The following is a 22,257-nucleotide window of genomic DNA, read 5'->3' on the forward strand; positions in this document are numbered from 1 at the left end:
CAGGTTTTTGTCGCGTCTAAAGCCTTGAATCACCTGCAACTATCGCTTACAATCGCCCGGATTTGTTAGCTAGGCACCCCTGAAAGCTTTCGGAAAGCTTGGGGCCGGGTTCAAGGATTTTGCGGAAGATTGCGATGGCGGGTCAGGCGCCGAACGACAGGCACGATGGTCCCCGAGCGCAACGCACCGCTTCAGCGGCCGGCGAACGGCGCGAGTCCGATGAAGACTGGGATGCCGAGCAGCAAGATAACAACATCGTTCCGCTCACGCGGACGGAAGCCGAGAGGCTGTTCGGTCCGAACGTGAGCAAGCCGTCGCGCGTGACCCCCTACAAGGTGGTGATCGCGCAGGTGGTCTTGTCCCTGGTTGCAACGCTGGCGTGGTGGCTGTTTTCGAAGTCGCCGGGCGCCGCTGCGCAATCCGCGTTTCTGGGCGGGGCGATCGGCTGGGTGCCAAGCGCGTTGTTCGTGGCACGACTGAAGGCAGGTGGTTCGGCCACCGTGATGAGCTGGGTGATGGGCGAAGCCCTGAAGCTCGGCGTGACGATCGGGATGTTCGCCGCGGTGGCGTACGGCTATGCCGGCGTGCACTGGCCGGCACTCCTCGTCACCTACCTCGTCGTGCTGAAGACGTACTGGATCGCGCTGGCCTGGCGGTAAGCAACAAGCAGCGTGCGGTTTCGACAACGAACCGCACCGGCCCGTTCCCGCAATAGCGTATTGCGGAACGGGGCAAAACGATTTTCGACAATTTGGGTGGCATTAACGATATGGCAGCTAGCGAAGGCACGCGCAGTCCGGATCCGTCCGAGTACATTGCGCACCACTTGCAGAATTTCTCCACCTCGCATCAGACGTCGATTTTCGATATCCACGTCTGGAACCTCGACACGCTGTTCTGGTCGATCGTGTGCGGCATCGTGACGATCGTCCTGCTGCGTCTGGCCGCCCGCAAGGCGACCTCGGGCGTGCCGGGCCGTTTCCAGTGCGCGATCGAGATGCTCGTCGAAATGGTCGAAGATCAATCGAAGGCCATCGTCCACGGCAACCGCGCGTTCATCGCTCCGCTCGCCCTCACGGTCTTCGTGTGGGTCGCGCTGATGAACTCCCTCGACTTCCTCCCCGTCGACCTGCCGGGCCGCATCATCGGCCTGCTCGGTCTGTCGGACGTGATTTCCCACCATCGCATCGTCCCGACGGCCGACCTGAACGGCACGCTCGGCATCGCGCTCGGCGTGTTCGTCCTGATGATCTACTACAGCATCAAGATCAAGGGCGCGGGCGGCTTTGTGCACGAGCTGCTGTCGGCTCCGTTCGGCGCACACCCGCTGCTGTGGATCCCGAACCTCGCGTTGAACATCGTCGAATATCTCGCAAAGACCGTTTCGCTCGGCATGCGGCTGTTCGGCAACATGTACGCGGGTGAGCTGTTGTTCCTGTTGATCGCCCTGCTCGGCAGCATGTGGAGCTTCGGTGGCGACGCAACGTTCCTCGGCTTCGTTGGTCACGTGATCGCGGGTAGCGTCTGGGCAATCTTCCACATCCTGATTGTTCTGTTGCAGGCATTCATTTTCATGATGCTGACGCTGGTGTATCTCGGCCAGGCGCACGACAAGCACTAAGCGCGGCGTGCAAAAAAGAGTTTCCGTTTTAGTTTTTTAAATCTCAGTTCCAAGTCTTTTCACAAAGGAGTGATCATGCAAGCTTACATCGCCAACATCCAGGGTCTGACCGCCATCGGTATCGGCATCATCATCGGCCTGGGTGCAATCGGCGCCTGTATCGGTATCGCGCTGATGGGTGGCAAGTACATCGAAGCCTGCGCACGTCAGCCGGAACTCATCAACCCGCTGCAAACGAAGATGTTCCTGCTGGCCGGCCTGATCGACGCTGCATTCCTGATCGGCGTTGGTGTCGCAATGCTGTTCGCGTTCGCGAACCCGCTCCTGTCGAAGCTCGCAGGCTAAGGTTCCTCGGAAATATGCGCCCGGCGCAAGCCGGCGCAGGGCGGAACGGAGACTTGGGGCGCTGATCGAATGCAACTCGATGAGCGCCTTACCGTTTCATTTTTCCGGAATAGCAGATAAGGAAACACCGTGAATCTCAACGCAACTCTGTTTGCGCAAATGGTCGTGTTCCTGGTCCTCGCGTGGTTCACGATGAAATTCGTGTGGCCGCCGTTGATCAACGCCCTCGACGAACGTTCGAAGAAGATCGCCGACGGCCTCGCCGCCGCGGAGAAGGGCAAGGCGGAACTCGACGCAGCGCACAAGCGCGTGGACCAGGAACTCGCGCAGGCCCGCAACGACGGCCAGCAGCGCATCGCCGACGCCGAAAAGCGTGCACAGGCGGTCGCCGAGGAAATCAAGGCCAACGCCCAGGCTGAAGCCGCCCGCATCGTCGCCCAGGCGAAAGCGGAAGCAGAACAGCAAATCGTGAAGGCGCGCGAAGCGCTGCGTGGCGAAGTCGCCGCGCTGGCCGTGAAGGGCGCCGAGCAGATCCTGAAGCGCGAAGTCGATCAAACGGCCCACGCCCAACTGCTGAATCAACTGAAAGCCGAGCTCTGATCATGGCCGAACTTGCAACCATCGCCCGCCCTTACGCAGAAGCGCTGTTCCGCGTGGCCGAGGGAGGTGACATCGCCGCCTGGTCCACGCTCGTGCAAGAGCTGGCCCAGGTTGCGCGTCTGCCGGAAGTGCTGTCGGTCGCGTCGAGCCCGAAGGTGACGCGCACGCAAGTGGCCGAGCTGCTGCTTGCTGCGGTGAAGTCGCCGCTCGCGGCCGGCGCCGAAGCGAAGAACTTCGTGCAGATGCTGGTCGACAATCATCGCATCGCGCTGCTGCCGGAAATCGCCGAGCAGTTCGAGGCGCTCAAGAACGAACGTGAAGGTGCAGCCGACGCCGAGATCGTGAGCGCGTTCCCGCTGAACGGCGCGGATCTCGAAAGTCTCGTCGCTGGCCTCGAACGCAAGTTCAAGCGCAAGCTGAAGCCGACGGTCGAAGTCGATTCGTCGCTGATCGGCGGCGTGCGCGTGACGGTCGGCGACGAAGTGCTCGACACCTCGGTTCGCGCGCGCCTCGCATCGATGCAGGCTGCCTTGACCGCCTGAGCGCCACGCCGGCACGCAACAGAATTGACTATCAGGAGCGAATAATGCAACTCAATCCCTCTGAGATCAGCGAGCTGATCAAGAGCCGGATCCAGGGCCTTGAAGCGAGCGCAGACGTTCGCAACCAGGGCACCGTGATCTCCGTGACCGACGGTATCGTGCGCATCCACGGCCTGTCGGACGTGATGCAGGGCGAAATGCTCGAGTTTCCGGGCAACACGTTCGGCCTCGCGCTGAACCTCGAGCGCGACTCGGTCGGCGCGGTGATTCTCGGCGAATACGAACACATCTCGGAAGGCGACGTCGTCAAGACGACGGGCCGCATTCTGGAAGTCCCGGTTGGTCCGGAACTCGTCGGCCGCGTGGTCGACGCGCTCGGCAACCCGATCGACGGCAAGGGCCCGGTCAACGCGAAGCTGACCGACGCGATCGAAAAGATCGCCCCGGGCGTGATCTGGCGTAAGTCGGTGTCGCAGCCGGTGCAGACGGGCATCAAGTCGATCGACGCGATGGTGCCGATCGGCCGTGGCCAGCGTGAGCTGATCATCGGCGACCGTCAGTGCGGCAAGACCGCGGTGGCGCTCGACGCGATCATCAACCAGAAGGGCAAGGACCTGATCTGTATCTACGTCGCGATCGGCCAGAAGGCTTCGTCGATCATGAACGTGGTGCGCAAGCTCGAAGAAACGGGCGCGCTCGAATACACGATCGTCGTCGCCGCTTCGGCTTCGGACTCGGCTGCGATGCAGTACCTCGCACCGTACGCCGGCTGCACGATGGGCGAATACTTCCGCGATCGCGGCCAGGACGCGCTGATCATCTATGACGACTTGACCAAGCAAGCCTGGGCATACCGTCAGATCTCGCTGCTGCTGCGCCGTCCGCCGGGCCGTGAAGCATATCCGGGCGACGTGTTCTATCTGCACTCGCGTCTGCTCGAGCGCGCGGCTCGCGTGTCGGAAGAGTACGTCGAGAAGTTCACGAACGGCGAAGTGAAGGGCAAGAGCGGCTCGCTGACGGCACTGCCGGTCATCGAAACGCAGGCTGGCGACGTGACCGCATTCGTTCCGACGAACGTGATCTCGATTACCGACGGCCAGATCTTCCTGGAAACCGACCTGTTCAACGCAGGCATCCGCCCGGCAATCAACGCCGGCGTGTCGGTGTCGCGAGTCGGTGGCGCCGCTCAGACGAAGGTCGTGAAGAAGCTGTCGGGCGGTATCCGTACCGACCTCGCGCAGTACCGTGAACTGGCGGCATTCGCGCAGTTCGCATCGGACCTCGACGAAGCGACCCGCAAGCAGCTCGAGCGCGGCCGCCGCGTGACGGAACTGCTGAAGCAGCCGCAGTACCAGCCGCTGCAGGTGTGGGAACTGGCCGTGTCGCTGTACGCCGCGAACAACGGCTACCTCGACGACCTCGACGTGAAGCAAGTGCTGTCGTTCGAGAAGGGCCTGCGCGACAACCTGAAGACCAGCCACGCTGACCTCATCAAGCGCATCGAAGACACCAAGGATCTCTCGAAGGACGACGAAGGCGCGCTGCGCGCGGCGATCGAATCCTTCAAGAAGTCGGGTGCCTATTGATCCGCGAGTGACACACTGAGGCCGCGCGGGTGCTGATGCGCCCGCGCCGCTTCGGTCAAGGAGCAAGCTATGGCTGGAATGAAGGAAATTCGCGGCAAGATCAAGAGCGTGCAGAACACGCGCAAGATCACGAAGGCGATGGAGATGGTGGCCGCATCGAAGATGCGCCGCGCGCAGGAACGCATGCGCGCCGCTCGTCCGTACGCGGACAAGGTCCGTGCCATCGCCGCGCACATGAGCCGCGCGAACCCGGAGTACCGCCACCCGTTCATGGTGGCAAACGACGGCGCGAAGACGGCCGGCATCATCCTCGTCACGACGGACAAGGGTCTTTGCGGCGGTCTGAACACCAACGTGCTGCGTGCGACGGTGCAGAAGTTCAAGGAGCTGGAAGAGAAGGGCCAGAAGGTCGAAGCCACCGCGATCGGCGGCAAGGGCCTCGGGTTCCTGAACCGCTTCGGCGCGAAGGTGATGTCGCAGGTCGTGCACCTCGGCGACACCCCGCATCTGGACAAGCTGATCGGCGCCGTGAAGACGCAGCTCGATCTGTACTCGGAAGGCAAGCTGTCGGCGGTCTATATCGCTTACACGCGCTTCGTCAACACGATGAAGCAGGAAGCCGTGATCGAGCAGCTGCTGCCGCTGTCGTCGGACCACTTCGATGCCGATGACGGTACGCCGGCCACGTCGTGGGACTACATCTACGAGCCGGACGCGCAGGCAGTCGTCGACGAACTGCTCGTGCGTTACGTCGAGGCGCTGGTGTACCAGGCCGTCGCGGAGAACATGGCGTCCGAGCAATCGGCGCGGATGGTCGCGATGAAGGCCGCGTCCGACAACGCGAAGACGGTGATCAGCGAACTGCAGCTCGTATACAACAAGAGCCGCCAGGCCGCGATTACGAAAGAACTGTCGGAGATCGTCGGCGGCGCAGCCGCTGTTTAAGCGCGCGCCCGGGACGACAACTGCGCCTTTGCGCGAGTAAAGAATCAGGTATTTAAAGGAAAAGCGATGAGTACTGCTGCTTTGGTAGAAGGCAAGATCGTACAGTGCATCGGCGCCGTTATCGACGTGGAATTCCCGCGCGACAGCATGCCGAAGATCTACGACGCGCTCATTCTCGATGGCTCGGAACTGACGCTCGAAGTCCAGCAGCAGCTGGGCGACGGCGTGGTCCGTACCATTTGTCTGGGTGCATCCGACGGCCTGCGCCGCGGCCTGACCGTGAAGAACACGGCGAAGCCGATTTCGGTGCCGGTCGGCAAGCCGACCCTCGGTCGTATCATGGACGTGCTCGGCCGTCCGATCGACGAAGCCGGTCCGATCGAAAGCGAACATACGCGTTCGATCCACCAGAAGGCTCCGGCGTTCGACGAACTGTCGCCGTCGACCGAACTGCTCGAAACGGGTATCAAGGTCATCGACCTGATTTGCCCGTTCGCGAAGGGCGGCAAGGTCGGCCTGTTCGGCGGTGCTGGCGTGGGCAAGACCGTCAACATGATGGAGCTCATCAACAACATCGCGAAGGAACACGGCGGTTACTCCGTGTTCGCGGGCGTGGGCGAGCGTACCCGTGAAGGGAACGACTTCTACCACGAAATGAAGGACTCGAACGTTCTCGACAAGGTCGCGCTGGTGTACGGCCAGATGAACGAGCCGCCGGGCAACCGTCTGCGCGTCGCGCTGACCGGCCTGACGATGGCCGAGCACTTCCGTGACGAAGGCCTCGACGTGCTGTTCTTCGTCGACAACATCTACCGTTTCACGCTGGCCGGTACCGAAGTGTCGGCACTGCTCGGCCGTATGCCGTCGGCAGTGGGCTATCAGCCGACGCTGGCTGAAGAAATGGGCAAGCTGCAGGAACGCATCACGTCGACCAAGAAGGGCTCGATTACGTCGGTTCAGGCCGTGTACGTCCCTGCGGACGACTTGACCGACCCGTCGCCGGCAACCACCTTCGGCCACCTGGACGCAACCGTCGTTCTGTCGCGTGACATCGCTTCGCTGGGTATCTACCCGGCGGTCGACCCGCTCGACTCGACGTCGCGCCAGATCGACCCGAACGTGATCGGTGAAGAGCACTACACGATCACCCGTCGCGTTCAGCAGACGCTGCAGCGCTACAAGGAACTGCGCGACATCATCGCGATTCTGGGCATGGACGAACTGTCGCCGGAAGACAAGCTGTCGGTCGCACGTGCGCGTAAGATCCAGCGTTTCCTGTCGCAGCCGTTCCACGTCGCTGAAGTGTTCACGGGCTCGCCGGGCAAGTACGTGCCGCTGAAGGAAACGATCCGTGGCTTCAAGATGATCGTCGACGGCGAGTGCGACCACCTGCCGGAACAGGCGTTCTACATGGTCGGCACGATCGACGAAGCCTTCGAAAAGGCCAAGAAGATCCAGTAAGGCTTGAGTGAGTCGCAAGCCGGCGTGCGCCGGCCGGAGCTACAAGTCAGCGATGACTTCATTCCGGCCGCCCGCGCCGGCCGCAATACGCTCAACCCGTGGATGAGATTGGAGTCGATATGGCAACCATCAAAGTAGACGTCGTCAGCGCGGAAGAGCAGATCTTCTCGGGCGAGGCGAAATTCGTCGCGCTGCCGGGCGAAACGGGTGAGCTGGGCATTCTGCCGGGCCACACGCCGCTCATCACCCGGATTCGTCCGGGTGCGGTGCGCATCGAAGTCGAGGGCGGCAACGACGAATTCGTGTTCGTCGCAGGCGGCATTCTCGAAGTGCAGCCGGGCGCCGTGACGGTGCTCGCCGATACCGCGATCCGCGGCAAGGACCTCGACGCGGCGAAAGCCGAGGAAGCGCGCAAGCGTGCCGAGGAAACGCTGCAGAACGCGAAGTCGGACCTCGACCTCGCAAAGGCGCAATCCGAGCTCGCGACCGCGATGGCGCAGCTCGAGGCGATCCAGCGTCTGGCGAAGATTCGCAGCCGGCACTGAGCCGCGCGCGCGTATCCCGCGAAAGAAAGCAGCCTTCGGGCTGCTTTTTTTTCGTCCGTCGTATTCGTCTGTTTCGTGCGGCCACGAATCCGTATCGTCCGGTCGTGCTATTTCATCCGCCCGCCGCGATTTGATGTCAGAGTGGCGTCAGCAGCGCGCGGCATCATCGGCGAACAGGCAGTCCGCCGCGATCGTGGCGGAGCCGGCGCGCGTCGGCCGCGTGCCAGGCCGATCAGACAAAAACGGACGGAGACATCGATGGCAGCAGACCTTGGCAAGGGGGCGCTGATCGCGCCCGAAAACGGACTGTCGTACGTGCGCGGCGCGACCGACGTGCCGTTATCCGACGCGACGATCAGCCGGTTCCTGCTCGACACGGCGGCCCGCTTTCCCGAGCGTCCTGCTGTCGTGTTCCGCGAGCAAGGCATTCGTTGGGACTGGCGCACGTTCGCGCACGAGATCGACGTGCTTGCGGCGGGCCTCGCCGCGCTCGGGATCGTGAAGGGCGACTGCGTCGGCATCTGGTCGCCGAACCGCAGCGAATGGCTGCTCACGCAGTTCGCGACCGCGCGCATCGGCGCCATCCTCGTCAATATCAACCCGGCCTACCGGCTCGCGGAGCTCGAATACGCGCTGAACAAGGTCGGCTGCAAGGCCGTGATCGCGGCCGAGCGCTTCAAGACGTCCGCGTACGTCGAGATGCTGCAGACCATCGCGCCGGAGCTCGCGAATGCGACACCGGGCGACCTGCACGCGGCGCGCGTGCCGAGCCTGCGCACGGTCGTGTCGATGGGCGACGTCGCGCCGGCCGGCATGCTCCGCTTCGCGGACGTGATGGCGCGCGGCCGCGACACGCTCGATGTCGCGCGGCTCGACGCGATCGGCGCGACGCTCGCGGCCAGCGATCCGATCAACATCCAGTTCACCAGCGGCACGACCGGCAGCCCGAAGGGCGCGACGCTCACGCACCGCAACGTCGTCAACAACGCGCGCTCGATCGCGATGGCGATGCGGTTCAGCGAGCAGGATTCGCTTTGCATCCCGGTGCCGCTGTATCACTGCTTCGGGATGGTGCTCGCCGTGCTCGCGTGCGTGTCGAAGGGGGCGGCGATGGTCTTCCCCGGCGAGGCGTTCGATCCGGTCGCGACGCTCGCGGCCGTCGCCGAGGAACGCTGCACCGCGCTGCACGGCGTGCCGACGATGTTCATCGCGGAACTCGATCATCCGGACTTCGCGAAATTCGACCTGTCGACGCTGCGCACCGGCATCATGGCCGGCTCGCCGTGCCCCATCGAGACGATGAAGCGCGTCGTGTCGCAGATGCATTTGTCCGAGATCACGATCGCGTACGGCATGACGGAGACGAGCCCCGTGTCGTTCCAGAGCTCGACCGACGACCCGCTCGAGAAGCGCACGACGACGGTCGGCCGCATCCAGCCGCACCTGGAGGTGAAGATCGTCGACCCGAACGGCGAGATCGTGCCGGTCGGCGCGACGGGCGAGCTGTGCACGAAGGGTTATTCGGTGATGCTCGGCTACTGGGACGACGATGCGAAGACGCGCGAGGTGCTGGTCGACGGGTGGATGCATACGGGCGACCTCGCGACGCTCGACGCCGACGGCTACTGCAACATCGTCGGCCGGCTGAAGGACATGGTGATTCGCGGTGGCGAGAACGTGTATCCGCGCGAGATCGAGGAATTCCTGTTCAGGCATCCGAAGATTCAGAGCGCGCAGGTGTTCGGCGTGCCCGATGCGAAATACGGCGAGGAGCTGTGCGCGTGGATCGTGCTGCGCGCGGGCGAGCAGATGACGGAGGACGACGTGCGCGCGTTCTGCAACGGCCAGATCGCGCACTACAAGATTCCGCGCTACATTCGCTTCGTCGACGAGTTGCCGATGACCGTGACGGGCAAGGTGCAGAAGTTCGTGATGCGCGAACGGATGATCGAGGAACTGAAGCTCGCCGTGCAGAAGACCGCGTGAGCGGTGCGGCGGCGGGACAAACGCGGTGGCCTTCGGGCCGCTGCGTTTTCGATGGACGAAAAAAAGCGGGCTTATTAGCCCGCTAAAAACCACACGCTACGGGGTTAGCGCGAGGAGACCAAAGATGAAACCGAGTCCGGCGGGGGCCGGAAACGACTCCAACAGGGATGCCCCTCGGAAGGGCTTCGGTACGTGACCGACTGGCTCGCAGCGCTTCGCGTCCGCTCACACTTGGCACACGAGACCGCATCCGTGTTGAAACCGTTGAGGCCATTGTGGGCGAATTAATCACCCGTCGCGGTAACAAAGTGTTTCAGGTTGTAACGCCCGCCAGATAAGGCTTTCCGGGATTTTTTGCTGTTTTCGGGGTCCTGAAAAAGGTCATATTTACCCATCTATTCCGCAGAGTTTTCATCGGGTGCGCATAATGCGTTTTTCATGCGTATCGACGCCGATGAATTGCCGATTTACACGCCGGAATGTGCATCGTTCGGCAGATGGCGCGTATGGCGATTCATTCGTCGGAAAGATTTTGAAACGTGATTGGCACCCGCGATAGTCGGCCATTCGGCCGGTTTTCGCGATTTCACGCCGGCCGGACGCATCGCCGAGGTGTAACGGCGGGGCGCCGGCTCGCGTCGGCAACCGGGGCCGTGCCGTTATCGGCCGCCGGTTGTGCGTTCGCTCGTGCTTACTTCAGCCACTTGTCTGAGATCGCCTGGTATTCGCCGGACGATAGCGCCAGATGCAGCCATTGATCGACGTATTGCTGGAACACGACGTCGCCGCGCGGCACCATGTACGCCTTTTCGCCGAACTGGAACGGCTTGTCGGGATGCACGGAGCACAGGCCCGGATTCAGCTTTTGCTGCAGCAGCGTCTCGGATGCATCCGTCACCATCACGTCGGCCTTGCCCGCGAGGATCTGCTTGAAGATCGTCACGTTGTCCGGATAGACGCTCACGTTCGCGTGCGTGAAGAACTGCTTCGCGAAGCGCTCGTTGGTGCCGCCGGGGTTGACGATCACGCGCGTCTCGGGCCGGTCGATCTGCGCGACGGTCTGATATTTGTCGGCGTCCGTGCAGCGGACGATCGGCGTCTTGCCGTCGACCACGTACGGCTGCGTGAAGAACACGCGCTTCTGGCGCTCGAGCGTCGTCGACACGCCGCCCACCGCGACATCGCACTTCGCGACGAAGTCGTTGGTGAGGTTCGACCAGCTCGTCTTCACGAACTCGGCCTTCACGCCGAGCGATTTCGCGAGCGATTCGGCCATGTCGATGTCGATGCCCTCGAAGCGGCCATCCGTCCGGTAGTACGAATACGGCTTGTAGTCGCCCGTCGCGCACACGCGCAGCGTGCCGCGCGCGACCACGTCGTCGAGCCGCGAGCCGGCGGCCGCGGTCGGGGCAGCCGTCGTGGTCGTGCCCTGCGCTTGCGCGGCGGCGCAGCAGAGCATGGCTGCGGTGATCGTGGCCAGCGTGGCGAATGTCTTCATCGGTCTCCTCCTTCGTTCGGTTCGATATCAGCGTCCGATCATAACGGAGCCATCGCGCGCGTCATATGGCCGCCATCGCATCGGCATACGCGGCCGCGCGGCCGCGCTCCGGTAAAATGCCGCTTTGCCTTCGCATCGTCGCTCCTACCGTGGCCCATACCCTGCTCAACGACACCTTCCTGCGTGCGCTTCTGCGCGAGCCGACCGACTACACGCCGATCTGGCTGATGCGCCAGGCCGGCCGCTATCTGCCCGAGTACAACGCGACGCGCGCGCGCGCCGGCAGCTTCCTCGGTCTCGCGAAGAATCCCGACTACGCGACGGAAGTGACGCTGCAGCCGCTCGAGCGCTTCCCGCTCGATGCCGCGATCCTTTTCTCGGACATCCTGACGATTCCCGACGCGATGGGTCTCGGCCTCGACTTCCAGGTCGGCGAAGGGCCGAAGTTCGCGCATCCGGTGCGCACGGAAGCCGATGTCGCGAAGCTCGCGGTGCCGGACATCGAGGAAACGCTCGGCTACGTGACGGGCGCCGTGCGCGAAATCCGTCGCGCGCTGACCGACGGCCAGGGCCGCCAGCGCGTGCCGCTGATCGGCTTCTCGGGCAGCCCGTGGACGCTCGCGTGCTACATGGTCGAAGGCGGCGGGTCGGACGATTTCCGCACGGTGAAGTCGATGGCGTATTCGCGCCCCGACTTGATGCACCGGATCCTCGACGTGAACGCGCAGGCCGTGGCCGCGTACCTGAACGCGCAGATCGAAGCCGGCGCGCAAGCCGTGATGATCTTCGATACGTGGGGTGGCGCGCTGGCCGACGGCGCGTACCAGCGCTTCTCGCTCGACTACATTCGCCGCGTGGTCGCGCAGCTGAAGCGCGAGCACGACGGCGAGCGCGTGCCGGTGATCACGTTCACGAAGGGCGGCGGCCTGTGGCTCGAGGAAATCGCGGCGACCGGCGTCGACGCGGTCGGCCTCGACTGGACGGTCAACCTCGGCGCCGCGCGCGAACGCGTGGCCGGGCAAGTCGCGCTGCAGGGCAACCTCGATCCGACGATCCTGTTTGCACCGCCGGCCGCGGTGCGCGAGCAGGCGCGCGCGGTGCTCGACAGCTACGGCAATCATCCGGGGCATGTATTCAACCTCGGCCACGGCATTTCGCAGTTCACGTCGCCGGACCACGTTGCCGAACTCGTCGACGAAGTGCACACCCACAGCCGCAGGATCCGTAGCGGAGCGGCGGGCTGAGCGCAAGTGCCGTCATGCTGCACTGCGGGGTGGCCGCGTTTCGCTGCCGATACTAAACAGGACGCAACCCCGCACCGGATGCCGATTCAAGGCTTGTCAAGACTTGACTTATACACATTTTCCACGTTGCAGCGCGGTAGAGCCCCGTATCGGTCGAATTGTCTCGCTATGGTTCCGTAATTTGAATAGCAGCCTTATGGAATAAGGCTTCGCGGGGCGCGGCCGACGGCGCCCGAAAACGGCGGAAAGCACGGCCCCGCGCGCTTCGCGGCTGTTGAGCGCCGAGTTCTCAACAAAGTTATCCACAGGCTGGTCAGGGTATACGGCGATTCCTAATGCGAATCCAAAACTTAGCGCCGAATCTGAAGTTTTACTTTAAGTTCGCCACCGTGGCGCGGGCCCGGGTGCAAGCCGCCGGTGCGCGTCGCGCTGTCGCCGGAGCGCGGTGATGGACGGCACCTACCTGCGGGTCGCCCTCGACCATCCGCTCGCCACCCTGTTCGACTACCGCTGCGACGTCCAGCCGGCGCCCGAGCCCGGCACCCTGGTGCAGGTGCCGTTCGGCAAGCGCCAGGTCGTCGGCCTCGTCTGCGAAGTAACGACTCACACCGATGTGCCGCCGTCCCGGTTGCGGGCGGTCGATGCGATCTGCACCGAGCTGCCGCCGCTCGCGCCGGATTGGCTCGCGCTCGTGTCGTTCGCGGCCGACTATTACCAGCGCGGCCGCGGCGAAGTCGCGCTGCCGGCGCTGCCGCAGGCGCTGCGCGACGCGCAGCGCTGGGGCCGGCTGCTGGCGCCCGAGGTGCGTTATCGGCTGACCGAAACCGGGCGCGCGGCGCTGCCCGACGCGTTGCCCGCGCGCGGGGCCGCACTGCGGCGGCTCGCGCAGGCGCTCGCCGACACCGATTCGCTGACGTTGCCCGATGCGCGCGTCTTGCATCCGAAGGCAGTGGCCACGCTCGACGACTGGGCCGCGCGCGGCTGGGTCGCCATCGAGGAAATCGGCTGGACCGACGCGCCTGTGCCCAAAGCTGTGGATAACCTGTCGACAACCAGTGGACGAGCTGTGCCGCCGGCGCTCACCGACCAGCAGGCGGAGGCGCTCGACGCGATCCGTGCCGCACGCGGTTTCGCGCCGTTCCTGCTGCATGGCGTGACCGGCAGCGGCAAGACCGAGGTTTATCTGCATGCGCTCGCCGCGCTGCTCGATGCGCGGCCCGATGCGCAGGCGCTGGTGCTCGTGCCCGAAATCAACCTGACGCCGCAGTTCGAGGCCGCGTTCCGCGCCCGTTTCGCGGGCACGCTCGCCGACGACGCGATCGTCACGCTGCACAGCGGGCTCGCCGAGGGCGAGCGGGCGCGCAACTGGCTCGCCGCGCACACGGGCCGTGCGCGGATCGTGCTCGGCACGCGGCTCGCGGTGCTCGCATCGCTGCCGACGCTCGCGCTGATCGTCGTCGACGAGGAGCACGAGCCTGCGTACAAGCAGCAGGAAGGGTTGCGCTATTCGGCGCGCGATCTGGCCGTGTGGCGCGCGAAGCATCTCGGCATTCCGGTCGTGCTCGGTTCGGCGACGCCGTCGCTCGAGAGTTGGTGGCAAGCCGAGCAGGGCCGTTACACGCGGCTCACGCTGTCGCGCCGCGCGGTGGCCGACGCGACGCTGCCGACCGTTCGGCTGATCGATCTCGAAGAGGAGCGGCGCCGCGGGCGCGCGTCGATGGGCGGGCTGTCGGGGCCGCTCGTCGCGGCGTTGAAGGCGCGGCTGGAGCGCGGCGAACAGAGCCTCGTGTTCCTGAACCGGCGCGGCTACGCGCCGCAACTCGCGTGCGACGCGTGCGGCTGGGTCGCCGGTTGCCCGCGTTGCAGCGCCTATGTCGTGCTGCACAAGCCCGAGCATGCGCTGCGCTGCCATCACTGCGGCTGGGAAGCGCGCATCCCGCGCTCGTGCCCCGAATGCGGGAACGTCGACATCGCGCCGCTCGGGCGCGGCACGCAACGCATCGAGGAGGCGCTCGCCGAGGCCGTGCCAGGCGCGCGCATCCTGCGGATCGATGCGGACAGCACGCGGCGCAAGGGCAGTGCGCAGGCGCTGTTCTCGGACGTGCATGCCGGCGAGGTCGACATCCTGGTCGGCACGCAGATGATCGCGAAGGGGCACGACTTCCAGCGCGTGTCGCTCGTCGGCGTGCTCAATGCCGACACCGCGCTGTTTTCGCACGACTTCCGCGCGAGCGAGCGGCTGTTCGCGCAGCTGATGCAGGTGAGCGGCCGTGCGGGGCGCGCCGGACTGCCGGGCGAGGTGCTCGTGCAGACGCGCTATCCGCGTCACGCGCTGTATCACGCGCTCGGCCGGCAGGATTACGTCGGTTTCGCGAATTCGACGCTCGGCGAGCGCCGCGACGCGCACCTGCCGCCGTTCGTCTACCAGGCGCTGCTGCGCGCCGAAGGACGCACGCTCGATGCGGCGCTCGCGTTCCTGTTGCAGGCCGCCGCCGCGTTGCCGGGGCTGCCGGGCGCCGATCGCGTGACCGTCTACGACGCGGTGCCGATGACGATCGTGAAGGTGGCCAACGTCCACCGCGCGCAGTTGCTGCTCGAAAGCGCGTCGCGGGCGGCGCTGCAGCATGCGCTGCGCGCATGGCAGCCGGCGCTGCGTGCGCTGAAGGGTGTGCTGCGGTGGAGCGTCGAGGTCGACCCGCTCGATATCTGAGCGCGGCGTGCGCGGCCGCCGTGCCGCACGCCGATGACCCAGAGCCACCCCGGAGCCACCTGGATCCGCCGACCACCTGCGCGATCCTTACTGTCGATCGGTTCGACGCCGCCCGCACGACCTTCCGCCACGCACAGTGCAACCCGCTTTTCCCCTCGGTGGTGCACGCCGAGGGCTACCCACGCGCGCCAACTTGCCCCGCTCAGGGAAAACACCGATCAGCGGACCACGGGCAACCCCTAGGTTGCAACCTCATAAGTGGCTGATTATATTGAATAACTTGAGGGTGCAACCAATCCATCAATTTGGTTGCACCTTTTTATTGCGTGCCGTAGGATTTCGCGCATCCTCTCACACCACATTGGCCGGGCTCGCACCGGCGCACGAACCCACCATGGCAAGCACGACTCTAGGCGTCAAAGTCGACGACCTCCTCCGCTCGCGCCTGAAAGACGCGGCAGCGCGTCTCGAGCGCACTCCCCACTGGCTGATCAAGCAGGCGATCTTCGCGTATCTCGAGCGGATCGAGCACGGCCAGCTGCCGCCCGAGCTGTCGGGCAACAGCGGCGTGACGGAGCTCGCCGACGGGCAGGCGACGGACGGCGACGACGACAACTCGCCGCATCCGTTCCTCGAGTTCGCGCAGAACGTGCAGCCGCAATCGGTGCTGCGCGCGGCCATCACGGCCGCGTATCGCCGTCCCGAGCCGGAATGCGTGCCGTTCCTGCTGGGCCAGGCGCGCCTGCCGGCGAACCTGCAGGCCGACGTGCAGGCGCTCGCGACGCAGCTCGTCGAGGCGCTGCGCGAGAAGAGCTCGGGCGGCGGCGTCGAAGGGCTCATCCACGAGTTCTCGCTGTCGAGCCAGGAAGGCGTCGCGCTGATGTGCCTGGCCGAAGCGCTGCTGCGCATTCCCGATCGCGCGACGCGCGATGCGCTGATCCGCGACAAGATCAGCAAGGGCGACTGGCGTTCGCACGTCGGCCACGCGCCGTCGCTGTTCGTGAACGCGGCGACCTGGGGGCTCATGATCACCGGCAAGCTCGTGACGACCAACAGCGAAGCGGGCCTGTCGTCGGCGCTCACGCGCCTGATCGGCCGCGGCGGCGAGCCGCTGATCCGCAAGGGCGTCGACATGGCGATGCGCCTGATGGGCGAGCAGTTCGTCACCGGCGAGACGATTTCCGAAGCACTGGCGAACAGCCGCAAGTACGAAGCGCGCGGCTTCCGCTACTCGTACGACATGCTCGGCGAAGCGGCGACGACCGAAGAGGACGCGCAGCGCTACTACGCATCGTACGAACAGGCGATCCACGCGATCGGCAAGGCCGCCGGCGGGCGCGGCATCTATGAAGGGCCGGGCATCTCGATCAAGCTGTCGGCGCTGCACGCGCGCTACTCGCGCTCGCAGCAGGACCGCACGATGAGCGAACTGCTGCCGCGCGTGCGAGCGCTGGCGCTGCTCGCGCGCCGCTACGACATCGGCCTGAACATCGACGCTGAAGAAGCGGACCGTCTCGAACTGTCGCTCGACCTGCTCGAGGCGCTGTGCTTCGATCCGGAACTCGCGGGCTGGAACGGCATCGGCTTCGTCGTGCAGGGCTACCAGAAGCGCTGCCCGTTCGTGATCGACTACCTGATCGACCTCGCGCGCCGCAGCCGTCACCGCCTGATGATCCGCCTCGTCAAGGGCGCGTACTGGGATACCGAAATCAAGCGCGCGCAAGTCGACGGCCTCGAAGGCTATCCGGTGTACACGCGCAAGATCTACACGGACGTGTCGTACCTCGCGTGCGCGAAGAAGCTGCTCGCGGCGCCGGACGCCGTCTATCCGCAGTTCGCGACGCACAACGCGTACACGCTGGCCGCGATCTATCACCTGGCCGGCCAGAACTACTACCCGGGCCAGTACGAATTCCAGTGCCTGCACGGGATGGGCGAGCCGCTGTACGAGGAAGTCACGGGCCGCGACAAGCTGAACCGGCCGTGCCGCGTGTACGCGCCGGTCGGCACGCACGAAACGCTGCTCGCCTACCTGGTGCGCCGTCTGCTGGAAAACGGCGCGAACACGTCGTTCGTGAACCGCATCGCCGACAAGACGGTGTCGGTGAAGGAGCTGGTCGCCGATCCGGTCGATGAAGCGTCGAAGGTCGTGCCGCTCGGCGCGCCGCACGCGAAGATTCCGCTGCCGCGCAACCTGTACGGCGACGAGCGTCCGAATTCGATGGGTCTCGACCTGTCGAACGAACACCGTCTCGCGTCGCTGTCGTCCGCGCTGCTCGCGAGCGCGCACCATCCGTGGCGCGCGGCACCGATGCTCGCCGACGACGCGCTCGCCGATGCTCCGGCGCGCGACGTGCGCAACCCGGCCGACCTGCGCGACCTGGTCGGCACCGTCAGCGAAGCGACGGCCGAACACGTGAGCGCGGCGCTCGCGCACGCGGTGGCTGCCGCGCCGATCTGGCAGGCGACGCCGGTCGATGCGCGCGCCGACTGCCTGGTGCGCGCGGCCGACCTGCTCGAAGCGCAGATGCACACGCTGATGGGCCTGATCGTGCGCGAAGCCGGCAAGTCGCTGCCGAACGCGATCGCCGAAATCCGCGAAGCCGTCGACTTCCTGCGCTACTACGCGGCGCAGATCCGCGGCGAATTCTCGAACGACACGCACCGCCCGCTCGGCCCGGTGGTCTGTATCAGCCCGTGGAACTTCCCGCTCGCGATCTTCATGGGCCAGGTGGCTGCCGCGCTCGCGGCCGGCAACACGGTGCTCGCGAAGCCGGCCGAGCAGACGCCGCTGATCGCCGCGCAGGCCGTGCGCCTGCTGCGCGAGGCCGGCGTGCCGGCCGGCGCGGTGCAGCTGCTGCCGGGCACCGGCGAGACCGTCGGCGCGGCGCTGGTTGCCGATCCGCGCACGCGCGCGGTGATGTTCACCGGGTCGACCGAAGTTGCGCGCCTGATCAACAAGACGCTGTCCGCGCGTCTCGATCCGGACGGCAAGCCGATTCCGCTGATCGCGGAGACGGGCGGCCAGAACGCGATGATCGTCGACTCGTCGGCGCTCGCGGAGCAGGTCGTCGCGGACGTGCTGCAGTCGTCGTTCGACTCGGCCGGTCAACGGTGCTCGGCGCTGCGCGTTCTGTGTCTGCAGGACGACGTCGCGGACCGCACGCTGACGATGCTCAAGGGCGCGATGCACGAGCTGTCGCTCGGCAACCCGGACCGGCTGTCGACCGACGTCGGCCCGGTGATCGACGCGGAAGCGAAGCAGACGATCGACGCGCACGTCGCGGCGATGAAGGAGAAGGGCCATGCCGTCACGCAGCTGCCGTCGCCGGAAGCCTGCGCGCACGGCACGTTCGTGCCGCCGACGCTGATCGAGATCGGCAGCATCGACGAGTTGAAGCGCGAAGTGTTCGGCCCGGTGCTGCACGTCGTGCGCTATCGCCGCAACCAGCTCGACAAGCTGCTCGAGCAGATCCGCGCGACGGGCTACGGGCTGACGCTTGGCATCCACACGCGGATCGACGAGACGATCGCGCACGTGATCTCGAACGCGCACGTCGGCAACATCTACGTGAACCGCAACGTGATCGGCGCGGTGGTCGGCGTGCAGCCGTTCGGCGGCGAAGGGCTGTCGGGCACGGGCCCGAAGGCCGGTGGCGCGCTGTACCTGCAGCGCCTGCTCGCGACGCGTCCGTCAGGCCTGCCGCGTTCGCTCGCGCAGTCGCTGGTCGCGGACGGCGCCGCCGACGGCGACGCGCGCGGCAACCCGGCGGCGGCGCTCACCGCGCTGCGCGACTGGCTGATCGAGCAACGCGAGCCGGCGCTGGCCGCACGCTGCGACGGCTATCTCGCGCAGGTGCCGGCCGGTGCGACCGCCGTGCTCACCGGCCCGACGGGCGAGCGAAACACGTATACACTCGGCCCGCGCGGCACGGTGCTGTGTGTCGCGGCCACGCCGGGCGGCGCGCGCGCGCAGTTCGCGGCGGTGCTGGCGACGGGCAACCGCGCGCTGTTCGCCGGCACGGCGGGCGAGGCGCTGGTGGCCGCGCTGCCGGCCGCGCTGAAGGCGCATGCGGCCGTGCGCAAGCAGGCCGACGCGCCGTTCGACGCGGTGCTGTTCGAAGGCGACAGCGACGAACTGCAGACGCTCGTGAAGGACGTCGCGCAGCGGCCGGGCCCGATCGTGTCGGTGCAGGGCGTATCGGCGGGCGCGTTCGAGAACGGCGATGCGGAAGACTACGCGCTCGAACGCCTGCTGACCGAGCGCTCGGTGAGCGTGAACACGGCCGCGGCAGGCGGCAATGCGAATTTGATGACGATCGGCTGACCATCCTTGCCGTTCGGATCAAACAAAGGAAGCGGCCAGGCGATCCCGAAGCCGCTCCATTTACCCTGGTACCAAGGAGATGCTATGCAACACACGATGAAAAAGCTGGCAGGCGCGACGTTCGTCGCCGTCATGTCGCTTGCGGGGACGGCCCATGCTGACGACGTGAAGATCGGTTACGCAGGGCCGATGACGGGCGCCCAGGCGCACTACGGCAAGGATATGCAGAACGGGATCGTGCTCGCGCTGGAAGACTTCAACGCGACGAACCCGAAGATCGGCGGCAAGCCGGTGAAGTTCGTGCTGAGCACGCAGGACGACCAGGCTGACCCGCGCACCGGCACGACGGTTGCGCAGAAGCTCGTCGACGACGGCATCAAGGGCATGCTCGGCCACTTCAACTCGGGCACGACGATTCCGGCCTCGCGCATCTACGCGAACGCCGGCATTCCGGAAATCGCGATGGCGACCGCGCCGGAATACACGCAGCAAGGCTACAAGACGACCTTCCGCATGATGACGTCCGACACGCAGCAGGGCTCGGTGGCGGGCACGTTCGCGTCGAAGGATCTCGGCATGAAGAAGATCGCGATCGTCGACGACCGCACGGCCTACGGCCAGGGTCTCGCCGACCAGTTCGAGAAGGCCGCGAAGGCCGGCGGCGCGACGATCGTGGACCGCGAGTTCACGAACGACAAGGCCGTCGACTTCAAGGCGATCCTGACCAAGCTGAAGTCCGCGAAGCCGGACCTCATCTACTACGGCGGCGCGGATTCGCAGGCCGCGCCGATGGTCAAGCAGATGAAGGCGCTCGGCATCACCGCGCCGCTGATGAGCGGCGAAATGGTGAAGACGCCGACGTTCCTGAAGATCGCGGGCAACGCGGCCGACGGCACGATCGCATCGCTGGCAGGCCTGCCGCTGGAAGAAATGCCGGGCGGCAAGGCTTACGCCGACAAGTACAAGAAGCGTTTCGGCGAAGACGTGCAGACGTACTCGCCGTACGCGTACGACGGCGCGATGGCGATGCTCAACGCGATGAAGAAGGCCGATTCGACCGATCCGGCGAAGTACCTGCCGGTGCTCGCGAAGACCGACATGGCCGGTGTCACGTCGACGCACGTCGCGTATGACGCGAAGGGCGACCTGAAGAACGGCGGCATCACGATGTACAAGGTCGAGAAGGGCGAGTGGAAGCCGCTGAAGAGCATCGGCGGCAAATAAGCATCGCGCGTGTCGCGGGCGGCGGCAACGCTGCGTCGCCCGGCATGCGTGCGCAGGCCACCGCACCATTCGGTCCGGTGGCTTTTTTGTCGGGCCGCTAGTCGAGCCGGTTGCGCAGCAGGAACTTCTGCAGCTTGCCGGTCGGCGTGCGCGGCAGCGCCTGCGCGAACCTGAACTCGCGCGGGACCTTGTACGCGGCGAGCCGCTCGCCGCAGAACGCGCGCAGCGCATCCGCGCCGGGTGCCGCGTTCGCGCGCATCACGACATGCGCGACGACCGTCTCGCCCCACTCGGGATGCGGGACGCCGACGACCGCCGCCTCGGCGATGTCCGGGTGCGTGCCCAGCACGTCTTCCACTTCCTTCGAATAGACGTTTTCGCCGCCGGTCACGATCATGTCCTTCAGCCGGTCGACGATGAACAGATAGCCATCCTGATCGATTCGCGCAATGTCGCCGCTGCGGTACCAGCCGTCGGGCGAGAACGCGGCGCGCGTGGCGGCCGCGTCATCGAGATAGCCGAGCATCATGCTGTCGGTCTTCAGCCAGATCTCGCCGGTTTCGCCGGGCTGCGCGTCGGCGCCGTCGATCCGCACCACGCGCAGGTCGACGCCCGGACCGCCGTGCCGGCCGATCGAACCGGCCTTCGCGATCTGCTCGTCCGGGTACAGCGTCGTGCCGGCCGGGCCCGTCTCCGTCATCCCATACACCTGGAAGAACGCGTTGCTGTGGTACGCGCGCGCGAGCCGTTCGGCCTGCGCGGCGCCGATCGGGCCGCCGCCATACAGCCATGCGCGCACGCTCGACAGGTCGAATGCGCCGAAGCCGTCGATCTTGTCGAGCGGCAGCGTGTACGACACCGGCGCACCGAAATACAGCGTGATGCGCTCGCGCTCGATCGTCTGCAGGAAGCGCAGCGGATGATATTCGCGCAGCAGCACGACGGTGCCGCCCGCGACCAGCGTGCCGCCGAACCAGTTGTTCAGCGGCGACGAATGCCAGATCGGCATCGCCATCAGCGTGCGCTCGTTGCGGCCGATGCCGATCGCGAGCGCCGCCGACATCGCCGCGAACGTCACCGTGCGATGGCTGTGCACGCAGCCCTTCGGGCGGCCGGTCGTGCCCGACGTGTAGAGAATCTGCGCGACGTCGCCGTCGGCGGGCTCGATGCCCGCGAGCCCGTCCATTGCCGCGCACATCGTGTCGAAGCCCGGCACGCCGTCGAGTTCGCCTTCCGTCACGAGCTGCCGCGCCGGGTGCACGATGCGTTCGATCACCGGCGCGAGCGTCACGTCGAACAGCAGCACCTTGCTGCGGCTGTGTTCGAGCAGGTAGTCGACTTCCGGCGCCTGCAGCTTGTGGTTGATCGGCACGAACGCCGCGCCGAGCCGCCACGCGCCGAACATCAGGTCGATGAAGGCCGGTGTGTTGAAGCACATCGCGGCCACGCGATCGCCGGCAGTCACGCCCAGCGCGCTCAGTACCGCGGCCGCGCGATGCGAGCGCTCGCGCGCGGCGCCATAGGTGATCGTCTCGGATTCGCTGATGAGGAACGGCTTGTCGGGCGTCGCACGGGCGGCGCGATCGAGGGCGGCGACGAGGTTCATCGGGGCTCCTGAGCAAT

At 65.8% G+C, this 22,257-nt stretch carries 16 protein-coding genes; 14 read left to right on the top strand and 2 right to left on the bottom strand.

Going from position 1 to position 22,257, the window contains the following annotated elements; genetic code table 11:
- The first annotated feature begins 134 nt into the window (after window positions 1–134).
- The 10 genes from WS51_RS11325 to WS51_RS11370 all read left to right on the top strand — a co-directional run bounded on the left by WS51_RS11325 (window position 135) and on the right by WS51_RS11370 (window position 9,631).
- The gene (locus WS51_RS11325) at window positions 135–659 is read left to right on the top strand and encodes an ATP synthase subunit I (protein WP_059505635.1); all 525 of its coding nucleotides are present in this window, start codon (window positions 135–137) and stop codon (window positions 657–659) included.
- A 110-nt stretch (window positions 660–769) separates the two neighbouring features.
- On the top strand, window positions 770–1,621 hold the full coding sequence (gene atpB, locus WS51_RS11330) for a F0F1 ATP synthase subunit A (RefSeq protein ID WP_059452569.1): 852 nt from the start codon (window positions 770–772) through the stop codon (window positions 1,619–1,621).
- Window positions 1,622–1,696: 75 nt separating this feature from the next.
- Window positions 1,697–1,966 (top strand): F0F1 ATP synthase subunit C, encoded by a 270-nt coding sequence (atpE, locus tag WS51_RS11335; RefSeq protein ID WP_006482730.1) that lies wholly within the window; start codon window positions 1,697–1,699, stop codon window positions 1,964–1,966.
- Between the two features lie 129 nt (window positions 1,967–2,095).
- A complete protein-coding gene (locus WS51_RS11340; RefSeq protein WP_006477283.1) occupies window positions 2,096–2,566 on the top strand; it encodes a F0F1 ATP synthase subunit B in 471 nt (156 codons plus the stop codon).
- A gap of 2 nt (window positions 2,567–2,568) precedes the next feature.
- Window positions 2,569–3,108 (top strand): F0F1 ATP synthase subunit delta, encoded by a 540-nt coding sequence (locus WS51_RS11345; RefSeq protein ID WP_059505582.1) that lies wholly within the window; start codon window positions 2,569–2,571, stop codon window positions 3,106–3,108.
- A gap of 44 nt (window positions 3,109–3,152) precedes the next feature.
- Window positions 3,153–4,694, top strand: a complete 1,542-nt coding sequence (gene atpA / locus WS51_RS11350) for a F0F1 ATP synthase subunit alpha (protein WP_059452571.1) — start codon at window positions 3,153–3,155, stop codon at window positions 4,692–4,694.
- Between the two features lie 69 nt (window positions 4,695–4,763).
- Entirely contained in the window at window positions 4,764–5,639 is an 876-nt protein-coding gene (atpG, locus tag WS51_RS11355) for a F0F1 ATP synthase subunit gamma (RefSeq protein ID WP_059452572.1), read from the top strand.
- A 66-nt stretch (window positions 5,640–5,705) separates the two neighbouring features.
- Entirely contained in the window at window positions 5,706–7,100 is a 1,395-nt protein-coding gene (gene atpD / locus WS51_RS11360) for a F0F1 ATP synthase subunit beta (RefSeq protein ID WP_011882816.1), read from the top strand.
- 119 nt (window positions 7,101–7,219) lie between these two features.
- The gene (locus WS51_RS11365) at window positions 7,220–7,645 is read left to right on the top strand and encodes a F0F1 ATP synthase subunit epsilon (protein WP_006477288.1); all 426 of its coding nucleotides are present in this window, start codon (window positions 7,220–7,222) and stop codon (window positions 7,643–7,645) included.
- Window positions 7,646–7,903: 258 nt separating this feature from the next.
- Entirely contained in the window at window positions 7,904–9,631 is a 1,728-nt protein-coding gene (locus WS51_RS11370) for an AMP-binding protein (RefSeq protein ID WP_069229215.1), read from the top strand.
- A gap of 691 nt (window positions 9,632–10,322) precedes the next feature.
- On the opposite strand, the gene WS51_RS11375 is transcribed toward WS51_RS11370, so the two are convergent.
- Entirely contained in the window at window positions 10,323–11,129 is an 807-nt protein-coding gene (locus tag WS51_RS11375) for a transporter substrate-binding domain-containing protein (RefSeq protein ID WP_069229216.1), read from the bottom strand.
- Window positions 11,130–11,278: 149 nt separating this feature from the next.
- Between WS51_RS11375 and hemE the strand changes: the two genes are divergently transcribed.
- The 4 genes from hemE to WS51_RS11395 all read left to right on the top strand — a co-directional run bounded on the left by hemE (window position 11,279) and on the right by WS51_RS11395 (window position 20,634).
- Window positions 11,279–12,373 carry a uroporphyrinogen decarboxylase gene (gene hemE / locus WS51_RS11380; RefSeq protein ID WP_059772067.1) on the top strand — a complete coding sequence of 365 codons (1,095 nt, stop codon included), beginning with the start codon at window positions 11,279–11,281 and terminating at the stop codon, window positions 12,371–12,373.
- Between the two features lie 448 nt (window positions 12,374–12,821).
- Window positions 12,822–15,083 carry a primosomal protein N' gene (locus tag WS51_RS11385; protein WP_069229217.1) on the top strand — a complete coding sequence of 754 codons (2,262 nt, stop codon included), beginning with the start codon at window positions 12,822–12,824 and terminating at the stop codon, window positions 15,081–15,083.
- Window positions 15,084–15,477: 394 nt separating this feature from the next.
- Window positions 15,478–19,410 (top strand): trifunctional transcriptional regulator/proline dehydrogenase/L-glutamate gamma-semialdehyde dehydrogenase, encoded by a 3,933-nt coding sequence (gene putA / locus WS51_RS11390; RefSeq protein WP_059452577.1) that lies wholly within the window; start codon window positions 15,478–15,480, stop codon window positions 19,408–19,410.
- An 84-nt stretch (window positions 19,411–19,494) separates the two neighbouring features.
- The gene (locus tag WS51_RS11395) at window positions 19,495–20,634 is read left to right on the top strand and encodes a branched-chain amino acid ABC transporter substrate-binding protein (protein ID WP_059452578.1); all 1,140 of its coding nucleotides are present in this window, start codon (window positions 19,495–19,497) and stop codon (window positions 20,632–20,634) included.
- Window positions 20,635–20,731: 97 nt separating this feature from the next.
- Here WS51_RS11395 and WS51_RS11400 read toward each other — a convergent pair whose 3' ends face one another.
- Window positions 20,732–22,240 carry a class I adenylate-forming enzyme family protein gene (locus WS51_RS11400; protein WP_069229218.1) on the bottom strand — a complete coding sequence of 503 codons (1,509 nt, stop codon included), beginning with the start codon at window positions 22,238–22,240 and terminating at the stop codon, window positions 20,732–20,734.
- Window positions 22,241–22,257 lie beyond the last annotated feature (17 nt).

Origin of the sequence: Burkholderia territorii (genome assembly GCF_001718335.1) — a bacterium.
Lineage (GTDB): Bacteria > Pseudomonadota > Gammaproteobacteria > Burkholderiales > Burkholderiaceae > Burkholderia > Burkholderia territorii.

Bases quoted from the DNA above. Each gene is read 5' to 3' on its own strand.
- WS51_RS11325 (WP_059505635.1), top strand. From the start codon at position 135: ATGGCGGGTCAGGCGCCGAACGACAGGCACGATGGTCCCCGAGCGCAA.
- atpB (WP_059452569.1), top strand. From the start codon at position 770: ATGGCAGCTAGCGAAGGCACGCGCAGTCCGGATCCGTCCGAGTACATT.
- atpE (WP_006482730.1), top strand. From the start codon at position 1,697: ATGCAAGCTTACATCGCCAACATCCAGGGTCTGACCGCCATCGGTATC.
- WS51_RS11345 (WP_059505582.1), top strand. From the start codon at position 2,569: ATGGCCGAACTTGCAACCATCGCCCGCCCTTACGCAGAAGCGCTGTTC.
- atpA (WP_059452571.1), top strand. From the start codon at position 3,153: ATGCAACTCAATCCCTCTGAGATCAGCGAGCTGATCAAGAGCCGGATC.
- atpG (WP_059452572.1), top strand. From the start codon at position 4,764: ATGGCTGGAATGAAGGAAATTCGCGGCAAGATCAAGAGCGTGCAGAAC.
- atpD (WP_011882816.1), top strand. From the start codon at position 5,706: ATGAGTACTGCTGCTTTGGTAGAAGGCAAGATCGTACAGTGCATCGGC.
- WS51_RS11365 (WP_006477288.1), top strand. From the start codon at position 7,220: ATGGCAACCATCAAAGTAGACGTCGTCAGCGCGGAAGAGCAGATCTTC.
- WS51_RS11370 (WP_069229215.1), top strand. From the start codon at position 7,904: ATGGCAGCAGACCTTGGCAAGGGGGCGCTGATCGCGCCCGAAAACGGA.
- WS51_RS11375 (WP_069229216.1), bottom strand. From the start codon at position 11,129: ATGAAGACATTCGCCACGCTGGCCACGATCACCGCAGCCATGCTCTGC.
- WS51_RS11385 (WP_069229217.1), top strand. From the start codon at position 12,822: ATGGACGGCACCTACCTGCGGGTCGCCCTCGACCATCCGCTCGCCACC.
- putA (WP_059452577.1), top strand. From the start codon at position 15,478: ATGGCAAGCACGACTCTAGGCGTCAAAGTCGACGACCTCCTCCGCTCG.
- WS51_RS11395 (WP_059452578.1), top strand. From the start codon at position 19,495: ATGCAACACACGATGAAAAAGCTGGCAGGCGCGACGTTCGTCGCCGTC.
- WS51_RS11400 (WP_069229218.1), bottom strand. From the start codon at position 22,240: ATGAACCTCGTCGCCGCCCTCGATCGCGCCGCCCGTGCGACGCCCGAC.